The organism is Flavobacterium sp. IC2-16 (genome assembly GCF_055521455.1).
In genome coordinates this window covers 1183880-1196453 of the sequence record NZ_CM145480.1, presented here as the reverse complement: position 1 = coordinate 1196453, position 12574 = coordinate 1183880, and the positions used below count along the sequence as shown (strand labels likewise).

Below are 12574 nucleotides of genomic sequence, written 5' to 3'. Positions count from 1 at the left end.
ATACTATATGAGAGAAGGTTTAATGACAATAGAGTTCACAGACGGACGTTTGAACATAGGGGACTATGTGCAAAGTATCGCTGCGAAACAATTTTTAAAAGACAAAAACAATTTTGTTTATGTTGATAGAGAACATTTAGACAGTTATGATGGTGAAGATCTTAAATTGATTTTTAATGGATGGTTTTTGATGAAACCTGAAAACTTTCCACCTTCTCCAAAAATTAAACCGATTATTGTTTCGCATCACTTAAACGTTACTGTTCAAAATAAGTTTGACAACAATCCAGAGGTTATCGCTTTTTATAAAGCCAATGAACCGGTAGGTTGTCGTGATTATTTCACATTAGATTTCATGAAAAAACATGGAATTGACGCTTATTATACAGGATGTTTAACCTTAACACTTGGGAATACGTATAGTTCTAATGAGAATTCAGACAAAGTATATTTTGTAGACCCACGTTATAAAAAACATAAAGGGTTTGCTGCTAAGTTTGAAACGATATTGTTGGCATTAGCCAAATTCAACACGATTAATACTATTCGTAAGCGTTTTAAAAAAGAAAACAATTGGAAGAGCTGGTATAAAACAGTTCAGTTTTACAAATCATATTCTCAAATTTTTACTGATGAGGTACTGATGAATGCTGAATATGTTAAGCATTTTATTCCTGCGAAACAATTTAAAAGCGAAGATGAAATTTTTGCTTTTGGAGAAGACCTATTACGTAAATATGCAAAAGCTAATTATGTAGTAACTTCTCGTATTCACTGTGCTTTGCCAAGTGTTTCTATGGGTACTCCAACGCTATATATTGATATTCCAGACGATAACGATGTAAGCGATTGTCGTTTAAACGGAATTAAAGAATATTTCCATGTGGTGCAAAATCATAAAGGGAAATTAACCACCGATTTATTGAAATCTGGTGAGAAATTTGGATGGAAAGTGAATTTTGAAAATAAAAAAGACTTTATTCCAATTAAAGAAAATCTAGAAAAAATAGTTCAAGAAAGAATGTAATTTCTTGAATTCTGAATAGTATGAGTTATCCGAAAGTAATTTTAAAGCAGGGAAAAGAAAAATCCGTGCAACGTCGTCATCCATGGGTATTTAGTGGTGCAGTGTATGGCGTGAGTCAGGAGTTGAACGATGGGGAAATGGTCGACGTGGTCGATTCCCAAAACAAACATTTGGCTACTGGGTATTTTAGTGATCGTGGCAGTATTGTGGTACGTGTTTTAACTTTCGGTAAAGAACAATTCGATGCTAATTTCTGGGCAGATAAATTGCAATCCGCTTGGGAATTGCGTTTGAAATTGTTGCAGTTGGAAGTGACCAATGCTTTTCGTGTAATTCACGGAGAAGGCGACGGAATTCCAGGACTAATTATCGATTATTACGACAAAAACTGGGTGTTGCAGGCGCATTCTTCTGGAATTTACCTTCAGATGGAACAAATTGCCGAAGCAATTAAAACCCATTTTGCTGAATATTGTGAAACCATTTATTGCAAGAGTTCGGGAACGTTGCCCAATACTGGAAAGGATTTCTTTTTATATGGGGATAAACCCGAAACCGTTGCGAAAGAAAATAATATTTTGTTCGCTGTAAACTGGGTGGAAGGTCAGAAAACAGGTTTCTTTCTAGATCAGAGAGATAACCGAAAATTGTTGGCGCAGTATGCGCATGGGAAACGTGTATTGAACACGTTTTGTTACACAGGAGGGTTTTCGATTTATGCAATGAGTGCTGGCGCTGAATTGGTAACTTCGGTAGATATCTCTGAGAAAGCTGTAGCGCTGGCAGAAAGAAACATGGAACTGAATTTCGATGATTGTAATCATGAAGCCGTAGCCTCAGACGTGTTCAATTTTATGAAAGAACACAACCAACAATACGATTTGATTGTGCTGGATCCGCCGGCCTTTGCCAAAAGTATCAAGAGCAAACACACGGCAACGCAAGCTTACAAACGTTTAAATATAGCCGGATTGAAAGCCTTAGCCCCCAAAGGAATTTTGTTTACGTTTTCGTGTTCTCAGGTCATTGACGATGTGTTGTTTTACAATACGATTGCCGCAGCGGCGATAGAAACAGGAAGAAATATCCGTGTACTGCATAAATTATCTCAAGGACCAGACCACCCTACAAATATTTACCATCCGGAAGGACATTACCTGAAAGGTTTGGTGTTGTATGTGGAATAAAAATATGCCGATGTTTTCAAAAAGACACACTGTAAAAACAGCTTATACCAAAGATGAGGTATTGGCAATAATTGAGAATTATACTGATTTGTACAAAAAGGATAGTTCTGATTTACCCTTTGAAGGAAGAATCGAGTCTTCTGGAAAATTTACCCTGAAGCCATTATACGACTATGGTCCAAGAAACCAGTTTCGGCCTGATATTCATGTTCGTGTTTCTAATTATGAAGTGGAATTGGTTTTTAAGCTCAATCCTCTTTTTAAAAGTATAATGTTGCTGGTATTGGTAATGGATATTGGGGTTTTAGCCTATGTTTATTTTAAAATGCATATTGCCCAATCCCTTTTACTTATCCCTATTATGATTGGTTTTCTACTCGTTCTTGGAATTCAGTTTAAAACAAAAACAGACAAAGGAATAAGTATTTTTGAAGGTTTGCTTACAACTAAGGTAACCATATAAATTCAGATAAAATTATAGATTGGTATTGTGTATGGAATAATGAATTAGTTCATAAGCACAACATACAGAAAACCCCGAAAAATATTTTCGGGGTTTGTTTTTATAATGGTTTTCAAAACTGAAAACTGTAACTGAATTAAAGGTTTTCAAAAAAGTCATTCCCTTTATCATCGGTAATGATGAACGCCGGGAAATCTTTAATCGTGATTTTACGAACGGCTTCCATGCCTAATTCTTCGAAATCCACCACTTCTACCGAAAGGATGTTTTCTTTGGCTAAAATCGCGGCAGGACCTCCAATCGATCCCAAATAGAAGCCACCGTATTTGTTACACGCATTGGTTACGTCTTTCGAGCGGTTTCCTTTTGCTAACATAATCATACTTCCGCCGTTTTTCTGGAATTCATCCACATACACGTCCATACGGCCGGCAGTGGTTGGTCCGAAGCTTCCTGATGGCATGCCTTCTGGAGTTTTCGCAGGACCCGCATAGTAAATCGGGTGGTTTTTAAAGTATTCCGGCATTGGTTTTCCGGCATCCAGCAATTCTTTGATTTTTGCATGAGCGATATCACGCGCTACAATCAAAGTTCCGTTTAATTTCAAACGAGTTTTGATTGGGTATTTAGATAATTCCGTCAACACTTCTGCCATTGGACGGTTCAAATCGATTTCCACTGGTGCTTCTAGATGTGGAGCGGTTTCCGGTAAAAACTGTTTTGGATTCACTTCCAATTGTTCTACGAAAATCCCGTCTCTGGTAATTTTTCCTTTGATGTTTCTATCGGCAGAACACGAAACACCCATACCCACCGGACAAGAAGCAGCGTGACGCGGCAAACGAATCACACGAACATCATGCGTTAAATATTTCCCGCCAAATTGCGCACCGATGTGACTTTCCTGGCAAATTTGCTGTACGCGTTTTTCCCACTCCAAATCACGGAAAGCCTGACCTGCCATGTTTCCGGAAGTCGGTAAATTGTCGTAATACCCAGCAGAGGCTTTTTTCACCGCAGCTAGATTCGCTTCCGCAGAAGTGCCGCCAATTACAATGGCTAAGTGGTACGGAGGACAAGCCGAAGTACCCAAGTCCATGATGCGCTCGCGAACGAATTCATCCAAAGACTTTTCGTTTAACAACGATTTAGTTTTTTGGTATAAGAAGGTCTTGTTGGCAGAACCGCCACCTTTAGCTAAAAACAAGAACTCATACGAAGTGCCTTTTTTAGCATAAATATCGATTTGCGCCGGAAGGTTCGATCCTGAGTTTTTCTCCTCGAACATCGAAATCGGAACAATCTGTGAATAACGTAAATTTCTTTTTTGGTAGGTGTTGAAAATCCCTTTCGACAACCATTCGCTGTCATCGGCTCCGGTGTACACATTTTCCCCTTTTTTAGCCATTACGATTGCCGTTCCGGTATCTTGACATGACGGTAATTGACCTTCTACAGCGACTACGGCATTTTGTAATAAATTGTAAGCTACGAAACGGTCGTTGTCGGTAGCTTCGGGATCGTCGATAATGTTTTTCAGTTTTTGTAAATGCGAAGAACGCAACATGAACGATACATCACTCATGGCTTCTTCCGCTAACAATTCCAACCCTTTAGGATCCACAGTTAGAATTTCACGGTCACCTAATTGTTCTACTGTAACGTAATCGGAAGTAATTTTTCGGTATTGCGTATCGTCTTTTAAAATCGGATACGGGTCTTGGTATAGAAAGTCCATTGATTGTAATTTAAGGAGCGTAAATATAAGGAATATTGAGGGAATGAAAAATGATTTTGAAAGGCTTAGGTTCTCTTGCGCAAAATTTTTAGAATCATTTTAAAAACAATATAGCAGAATGTTATCAAAACGATAAATAGGAAAAATTGCCAAAGAAAAAGGCCTATCGAAAAATTTTCTATTAAGGTTTCCATGTTTTAATATAGTTTGTTAGAGTAAAAAAAATGTTTAAAAAAACATGCTCGCCACTAAAATAGCGGTAATTACACAAATCACATCCACTAAAAGCATGGTTCCTAAAGCGTAACGCGTGTTTTTAATGTTTACGGAACCAAAATATACCGCAATCACATAAAAAGTACTTTCGGCACTGCATTGGAAAATACTGCTCAAACGTCCGGTTAAGGAATCGGCGCCAAAAGTATTCATCGAATCAATTAAAAAGCCTCGTGATCCTGCAGAACTAAATGGTCGTAGCATGGCCACTGGTAAAGCATCGGTAATTTCTTTGCTTACGCCCATGTTAGAAAAAATAAAAGCAATCCAATTGCTGATGATTTCAAACAAGCCGCTGTTCCGGAATAAAGAAATGGCAACCAACATTCCCAAAACATAAGGAAAAATAGTAACCCCGGTTTTTAGTCCGTTATTGGCACCCGTTACAAAAGCTTCAAATACTGTCGTGTCTGCCTCCGTGAATTTCTTTTCCTTTAAGAAGGAAAAAATTAAAGTGAAAACGATTATTCCGACTAGTATCAACGCGGAAAGATTGGAGGTAAAATAGTTTTTACCGATTAAATCCAAATGGTTTACATACATCAGCAAACCAATTATACCGGCGATTAAGGCCATTAATGATGCCACCAAAGAAGCGCTTTTGAAATTAATTTTTTGTTTTGCGCCAACAATAAGAAAAGCGGCAATCGTGCCAATAAATGAAGTGATGATACAGGGTAACATTACATCGGCCGGATTGCTAGCGCCCGCAGCCGCTCGATATCCAATGATGGAAGTGGCAATTAACGTCAATCCCGACGCATGCAAACACATGAACATAATTTGGGCGTCACTGGCTTTGTCTTTATCCGGATTGATTTCCTGTAAACTCTCCATGGCTTTTAATCCGAATGGCGTGGCTGCAGAATCCAATCCTAGAAAATTGGCCGCGAAGTTTAACGTCATATACGAAATCGAAGGATGGTTTTGAGGAATACTCGGAAACACTTTTACAAATACCGGACTTAATACTTTAGCTAATTTTCCGGAAGCGCCCGAAATAATTAACAACTCCATTAAGCCACAGAAAAAAGCCAGATAGGCGATAAGCGGAAGAATTAGATCAATCAAGGTGCTCTTACATGTTGGCAGTAAGCCATCAGATTTTTGCACACCACTAAATATTTTTACTGTTTTGTTTTTGTAAACGTAAGTAGTATCCGGATTGGTTGTAATCTTATTGATAACGATTGTGTTATCCGACGCTTTTTCAATACTGTCTTTAATGAAAGCAGGTGTGTCTTGCAGGTATTTTTCACTAATCAGAATTGGTTCGTCTTTTTTGCCGTTCAATACATTATCAATCGAATAGCTGTTGCCGGAAAATAAACCGATAACCACAAAGGCAATAGATGAAATAAAAATTACGAGCCAGAATCTGCTTAAAACCATACTTTATATTTTTCGTAAATGTAAGTAATTCAATGAAAGCACACAATGAAGTTGTATTTACACGTGTATGATTTCTTCATCAATTAATAAATCTTCTCGGCGCATTTTTAAGAAAACTTGAGCTACAGCAATTACGTCTTTTTCGCAATAGGTGATAATGCGGTCGATGTCTTTATCAATGTAATACACTTTACCAACTTCGCTTCCGTCGATGTCGTCTTTAGGTGATGGTATGCCTAATACATTGGTGAGTAATTTTAAAGAAGTAAAGGTTTTATAATCACCAAATTTCCATAGTTCCATCGTGTCCAGATGCGGTACATCCCATGGTTTTTTGCCGAATAAGTTTAGTTTTTGCGGAATTTGAATGCCGTGAATAAGCATTCTTCTGGCGATAAAAGGGAAGTCAAATTCCTTCGCATTATGACCGCATAACAAATGTTGTGGTTGCGAAAAGTGATTGTTTAGTAAATTGGAAAAGTCTTTCAGAATTTTAGGTTCCTCCCCAAAAAAGGAAGTCACCCGAAAATGGCGGATATCGCTTTTCAACGTAAAATAACCAACCGAAATGCAAATAATTTTCCCAAATTCAGCCCAAATACCTGCGCGTTCGTAGAACTCTTCTGGGGTATAATCGTCTTTGCGTTGGTATTGGGTTTTGGTAGCGAACAACTCTTTTTTGGTGTCGTCTAAAGCATTAAAATGTTCTATTTCTGGCACAGTTTCAATATCCAAAAACAAGATATTGTCTAATGAAATTTTTTCAATCATGATTGTTTGGCGTGTAAATAATTAATCATTTTATGTGAAAAATATTACAAATAAAAGATTTTATTTTCGTTTTTCCAACATTTTGTAGGCTTCGTTAAAGTATACATACAAGTCATTGCTGTGTGGGTCGGTTTCGGTTTGAACACCTTTCAAGTGACCCAAACGAACAATAATAACATTGTCTTCCGGGACCACGATTACAAATTGTCCTAAGTGACCACGCATGTAAAATAATTTTTTATTGTTAATTGTGTGCATCCACCAACCGTATCCGTATTGCGGACTATCAGCAAATCGTGGCGTTATGGATTTGGCTACAAACGCGCTGTCTAAAAGTTGTTTGCCGTTCCATTTTCCGAAATCGCGGTACAATTTTCCAAAACGCGCAAAGTCACGGGCATTGCTGGCAATACAACAATACGCTTTTTCAATACCGTCTGGGGCATGATCCAATTGCCAAAGTGCATCGTTTTCAGCACCCATTGGTTGCCAGAAGTTTTTGGATACGTAATCGGATAAGTATTCACCCGTTGCTTTTTCGATACACATTGCCAATAATTGTGTCGCACCACTTAGATATTTGAAAGATTGTCCTGGTTTTTCAGATACATCTAAACCTAAAATTACTTTCTTTAAATCGTCATCAAAATAGGCGCGGGTTACTATGGAAAACGGACTGTAGTATTTCTCGTCCCAACTCAATCCCGAAGCCATGGACGATAAATCACCAAGGGTAACTTCCTTAGCATATTTTCCCTTTAATTCTGGAAAAAAATCAGCTACTTTCTGATCTAGGCTTTTAATTTTACCTTCCATAATTGCTTTACCCAACGCGGCCGACACCACACTTTTTGCCATAGAAAACGAATTCGATTTAGAATCTTTTCCATAGCCATCAAAATAGCTTTCGTGCCAGATGCTGTCATTTTTGATGATGAGATAAGCAACAGTTTGTAGTTCTTTATGGGTTTTGTTTAATTCTTCAGTAGCGGGAACCGAGTTGTAATCTTTGGCAATCGCCCAAGGTTGTGCCACTCCTTTTTTAATTTCACGATTTGGGAAATGGGTGTAATCGTCTAAAAATGCCGTAGTGTAACCTCTAAAATAAATAGTTCGAACGGCGCGCAATAAATAGTCTACATCAAAAATATACATTAGAATAATGATAGATACTATTATAATAGTAAACCACTTTAAAAAGCTTTTTAGAAATTTCATAGTTTGAGATTTAAAACGACCATTTCCACGAATTTACGCAAATCCAGATTATGTTTTGTTTTTTAAAGCAAAAGGTTTAGGATTTTTTTGGAGCCATTTTCCCGCTATCCGCACTACACGGTAGTTGCTCCTATCGGGGCTAAGTAAGAATTCATAGCACTTTTTCGAATTTTTGTTTTTAAAAAAGGGTTTGTTGTTTGTTTGGATTTTCATGATCCAACAACCATTGTTTTCGCCATAAGCCTCCAGCATAACCGGTAAGCGAACCATCAGAACCAATTACACGATGGCATGGCACAACAATCCAAAGCGGATTTTTACCGTTGGCAGAAGCTACAGCGCGAATCGCTTTCACATCACCTAATTTTTTGGATAAATCCATGTATGAAGTAGTTTTGCCAAACGGAATTTCTAAAAGGGCTTTCCAAACTTTTTGCTGAAAATCGGTACCTTTTGGGTTTAACGGAAAATTAAAAGTAGTGCGTTTGCCTTCAAAATATTCTTGCAACTGTTTTACTGCGTCTTTTAATTCTAAAGGAATGGTTTTCGATATTTCACCTTCCTGAAGAATAGAAATCATTGAAATGCCCTTTTCATCACCTTTTATTTTGGCGGTACCTAACGGAGTATTTATGAAGACAGTTTGCATTTCATAAAAGTAACTATTTTAAATAAAAAAAGCCATTTGATAATGGCTTTGATTTTGTTTTATTTTGAAAAACTCAACATATACGTTTCTAAGGCTTTCAGTTCTTCTTCCGGTAGGTTTTTGGTGATAGCAAAATTGGTTTTCATCACACTGTACTGAGTCGGATCGACAATCGGGCCGCTTTTTTCAGTTAGGAAATCGGTAATCTTGGCACCTTTCTCCTTATAGATTTTAGCGATATCCGCCACACTCGGACCAATAACTTTCTGATTGGGTTTGTGACAGGAATAGCACATGCCTTTTCCATCGAAAACTTCTTTTCCTAAAGTAAGAGCTGTTTCTTCGGGAGATTTTTTAGCTTCCGGATACAAAGCTGCCTTTTCTGTTTCTTCTTTTTTGCAGGCTGTCAGCGTAAGTGCAGCAAGCATCAAAACACTCTTCTTCATTATTTCTTGTTCAATAAAATAGCCGCTTCTTTGGCGAAATAGGTGGAGATTAAACTTGCACCTGCTCTTTTAATACACATTAATTGTTCCATCATAATTTTGTCGTGATCCAGCCAGCCTCTTTCCGACGCGGCTTTAATCATCGCATATTCTCCTGATACATGAAAGACGGTTACCGGAACATTTACCGCGTTTTTCACTTCACGAACAATGTCTAAATACGCAATACCTGGTTTTACCATGACCATATCGGCACCTTCTTCCACATCCATCAATGCTTCTTTAACAGCTTCGATACGATTAGCGTAATCCATCTGGTACGTTTTTTTGTCTTTTGGTACTTCAATATCAGCTTCTTTCGGAGCAGAATCCAAAGCATCACGAAACGGTCCGTAAAAAGCAGAAGCATATTTCGCGGAATAACTCATGATGCCCACATTGTGGAAACCAGCTGCATCTAAACCTTCACGCAAACGCAATACACGACCATCCATCATGTCGCTTGGTGCAACGAAATCGGCGCCCGCCTGTGCATGGGAAACGGCCATTTTAACCAAAGCGTCCACGGTTTCATCATTGGCAATATCACCATCTTTGATGATTCCGTCGTGACCGTACATCGAGTACGGGTCCAAAGCGACATCCGGCATGACAATCATTTCCGGGCAAGCCGTTTTGATTGCTTTAATTGCCTTTTGCATTAATCCGTTCGGGTTCCAAGCTTCTTTACCGGTATTGTCTTTTAAATCGTCGTTGACTTTCACATAAATATTTATCGCACGAATGCCCAAAGCGAATAATTCTTTCACTTCTTCCACCGTTAAATCAATCGAACGACGAAAGATACCCGGCATCGAAGGAATTTCCACGTTGTAGTTTTCGCCTTCGGCGATGAACATCGGGAACATAAAATCCGCCGGACTTAAACTGGTTTCGCGTACTAAACTTCTAATGCTTTCGTTAACGCGTAATCTTCTGCCTCTGTGTAATGGGAACATAATTTTAGGCTTTAGGCTGTTAGCTTTTAGCAATTAGCTTTTCGGCTTCCAGTATTGAAATTAATTTATTTAACATCTTTTTTATTTCTTCAATTTTCGAAATCAAATTTACAGCTGTCTCCGATTCCAAAAAATTTAAGTCTTTACTTAAAATGATTTGGTACTCCAATTCATTAGCTGAACCAAAAGCAAAATATAGAAATCGACAAAAATCTTTATCGGTATTTCTACCGCAACCTTCAACAATATTTGTTGGAATTGATGAAGATGATCTTCTCATTTGACTTGTCAATCCATAAATTTCTTCTTTAGGATACTGACTTGTAACTTTATAGATTTCTAATACCAGTTCATGTGATTTTTGCCAAACGGTATATTTTTTATAATCTCTCATTTTTTGATTTGCCAATTGCTAAAAGCTAAATGCTGTTAGCTAACCAGTTAACAGGATTGGCTAATACTTTAATCAATTTTTCTTCTTCGCTTCCTGCTTCCGGATGATGGTCGTACACCCATTGCACATGGGGTGGTAAACTCATCAGGATGGATTCGATTCTTCCGTTGGTTTTCAATCCGAATAAGGTGCCTTTGTCGTGAACCAAATTGAATTCCACATAACGGCCGCGACGGATTTCCTGCCACGTTCTGTTTTCTTCCGTGTAAGGCAAATCTTTTCTGCGTTCTACAATCGGTAAGTAAGCCGATAAGAAGCTATTGCCAACCTCGGTTACAAAGTTGTACCAATCTTGCATTTTCATAGCTTCCGTTTCTTTCAGGTAATCAAAGAATAGACCGCCTAAACCACGCGCTTCGTTGCGGTGTGCATTCCAGAAATACTCGTCACACTTCTTTTTATACAACGGATAAAACTCCGGGTTGTGTTTGTCGCAAGCGGTTTTGCAGGTTTGGTGAAAATGTTTCGCATCTTCTTCAAACAAGTAATAAGGTGTTAGATCCTGGCCACCGCCAAACCACTGGTTGATGATGTTTCCATTTTCATCGTACATTTCAAAATAGCGCCAGTTGGCATGTACGGTTGGGACCATCGGGTTTTTCGGATGAATCACCAAACTCAGTCCGCAGGCAAAGAAATCGGCTTCGCCTACGCCAAACATTTTTTGCATGGTGTCGGGTAATTTCCCATGCACGGCTGAAATATTTACGCCGCCTTTTTCAAAAACATTTCCGTTTTCAATCACGCGGGTTCTTCCTCCACCACCTTCGGGACGCTCCCATAAATCCTGACGGAATTTAGCTGAGCCATCCAGATCTTCCAAACCTTTACAGATTTGGTCCTGGAGGGTTTGTATGTATGAATAAAATTGTTCTTTCATTCTTTTAGCTAATAAATAGCTAACAGCTAACGGCTGTCAGCTTATTTTTTATATTCTTTCACTGCGTCTACAAACGCTTTAGCGTGATCAACCGGAATATTTGGTAAAATTCCGTGACCTAAATTCGCGATGTATTTGTCTTTTCCGAATTCGTCGATCATTTCGTGCACCATTTTTTTGATGGTCGGGATTGGCGACAATAATCGTGAAGGATCGAAATTACCTTGAAGGGTGATGTTTCCACCTGTTAAATAACGGGCATTTCTTGGTGAACAGGTCCAATCCACACCCAATGCCGATGCTTTTGATTTCGACATTTCGTTCAGAGCAAACCAACATCCTTTTCCAAATACGATTACTTCAGTTTCTTCCGCTAAAGCTTCAACAATCTGATTGATGTATTTCCAAGAGAATTCCTGATAATCGGTTGGTGATAACATACCGCCCCAAGAATCGAAAATCTGAACGGCATTCACTCCCGCTTTTACTTTCTCCTTTAAATATAAGATAGTGGTATCGGTAATTTTCTGAAGTAACGTATGTGCGGCTACCGGATTCGAAAAACAGAATCCTTTTGCCGTATCGAAACTTTTAGATCCTTTTCCTTCCACGGCATAGCAGAAGATGGTCCAAGGCGAACCGGCAAATCCGATCAACGGCACTTCGTCGTTCAGCATTTCTTTGGTCAGTTTGATGGCATCCATCACGTAACCTAAACTTTCTTCAATATTTGGGATGAAGACTTTTTCCACCTGTTCCATCGAACGGATTGGATCTGGAATGATTGGCCCTAGATTATCTTTCAGTTCCACGTGAATACCCATCGCTCTTGGCACTACTAAAATGTCCGAGAACAAAATGGCAGCATCCGGTTTTACGATACGAATTGGTTGTACGGTGATTTCCGCCGCCAATTCTGGGGTTTCACATCGAGTGAAGAAATCGTATTTGTCGCGTAACGCACGGAATTCCGGTAAATATCTTCCCGCCTGACGCATCATCCATACCGGGGGACGTTCTACGGTTTCTCCTTTTAAAGCTCTTAGAAATAGGTCGTTCTTTAACATGTCTTTTT

At 38.7% G+C, this 12574-nt stretch carries 13 protein-coding genes; 3 read left to right on the top strand and 10 right to left on the bottom strand.

Annotation, left to right across the window (positions count from 1 at the left end; translation table 11 throughout):
• Positions 1-7 precede the first annotated feature (7 nt).
• Genes ACZ1JT_RS05400 through ACZ1JT_RS05390 form a run of 3 tightly spaced genes read left to right on the top strand, consistent with a single transcriptional unit; the run spans position 8 to position 2677 of the window.
• On the top strand, positions 8-1027 hold the full coding sequence (locus tag ACZ1JT_RS05400) for a polysaccharide pyruvyl transferase family protein (RefSeq protein WP_465095139.1): 1020 nt from the start codon (positions 8-10) through the stop codon (positions 1025-1027).
• 20 nt (positions 1028-1047) lie between these two features.
• Positions 1048-2214 carry a class I SAM-dependent rRNA methyltransferase gene (locus ACZ1JT_RS05395; protein WP_465095138.1) on the top strand — a complete coding sequence of 389 codons (1167 nt, stop codon included), beginning with the start codon at positions 1048-1050 and terminating at the stop codon, positions 2212-2214.
• Positions 2215-2224: 10 nt separating this feature from the next.
• Positions 2225-2677 (top strand): hypothetical protein, encoded by a 453-nt coding sequence (locus ACZ1JT_RS05390; RefSeq protein ID WP_465095137.1) that lies wholly within the window; start codon positions 2225-2227, stop codon positions 2675-2677.
• A gap of 136 nt (positions 2678-2813) precedes the next feature.
• Here ACZ1JT_RS05390 and ACZ1JT_RS05385 read toward each other — a convergent pair whose 3' ends face one another.
• The 10 genes from ACZ1JT_RS05385 to hemE all read right to left on the bottom strand — a co-directional run bounded on the left by ACZ1JT_RS05385 (position 2814) and on the right by hemE (position 12566).
• A complete protein-coding gene (locus ACZ1JT_RS05385; protein ID WP_465095136.1) occupies positions 2814-4415 on the bottom strand; it encodes a fumarate hydratase in 1602 nt (533 codons plus the stop codon).
• A gap of 228 nt (positions 4416-4643) precedes the next feature.
• The gene (locus tag ACZ1JT_RS05380; RefSeq protein WP_465095135.1) at positions 4644-6083 is read right to left on the bottom strand and encodes a nucleoside recognition domain-containing protein; all 1440 of its coding nucleotides are present in this window, start codon (positions 6081-6083) and stop codon (positions 4644-4646) included.
• A 57-nt stretch (positions 6084-6140) separates the two neighbouring features.
• Positions 6141-6854 carry a 3'-5' exonuclease gene (locus ACZ1JT_RS05375; RefSeq protein ID WP_465095134.1) on the bottom strand — a complete coding sequence of 238 codons (714 nt, stop codon included), beginning with the start codon at positions 6852-6854 and terminating at the stop codon, positions 6141-6143.
• Positions 6855-6914: 60 nt separating this feature from the next.
• On the bottom strand, positions 6915-8072 hold the full coding sequence (locus ACZ1JT_RS05370) for a serine hydrolase domain-containing protein (RefSeq protein ID WP_465095133.1): 1158 nt from the start codon (positions 8070-8072) through the stop codon (positions 6915-6917).
• A gap of 178 nt (positions 8073-8250) precedes the next feature.
• Entirely contained in the window at positions 8251-8721 is a 471-nt protein-coding gene (locus ACZ1JT_RS05365) for a methylated-DNA--[protein]-cysteine S-methyltransferase (RefSeq protein WP_465095132.1), read from the bottom strand.
• A gap of 59 nt (positions 8722-8780) precedes the next feature.
• Positions 8781-9167, bottom strand: a complete 387-nt coding sequence (locus ACZ1JT_RS05360; RefSeq protein WP_465095131.1) for a c-type cytochrome — start codon at positions 9165-9167, stop codon at positions 8781-8783.
• Positions 9167-10165 (bottom strand): porphobilinogen synthase, encoded by a 999-nt coding sequence (gene hemB, locus ACZ1JT_RS05355; protein ID WP_465095130.1) that lies wholly within the window; start codon positions 10163-10165, stop codon positions 9167-9169. Before hemB ends, ACZ1JT_RS05360 begins: the two co-directional genes overlap by 1 nt.
• A 19-nt stretch (positions 10166-10184) precedes the next feature.
• Positions 10185-10559 carry a four helix bundle protein gene (locus ACZ1JT_RS05350; RefSeq protein ID WP_465095129.1) on the bottom strand — a complete coding sequence of 125 codons (375 nt, stop codon included), beginning with the start codon at positions 10557-10559 and terminating at the stop codon, positions 10185-10187.
• Between the two features lie 25 nt (positions 10560-10584).
• Positions 10585-11499 (bottom strand): oxygen-dependent coproporphyrinogen oxidase, encoded by a 915-nt coding sequence (gene hemF, locus ACZ1JT_RS05345; protein WP_465095128.1) that lies wholly within the window; start codon positions 11497-11499, stop codon positions 10585-10587.
• A 41-nt stretch (positions 11500-11540) separates the two neighbouring features.
• Positions 11541-12566, bottom strand: a complete 1026-nt coding sequence (gene hemE / locus ACZ1JT_RS05340) for a uroporphyrinogen decarboxylase (protein WP_465095127.1) — start codon at positions 12564-12566, stop codon at positions 11541-11543.
• Positions 12567-12574: the final 8 nt, after the last annotated feature.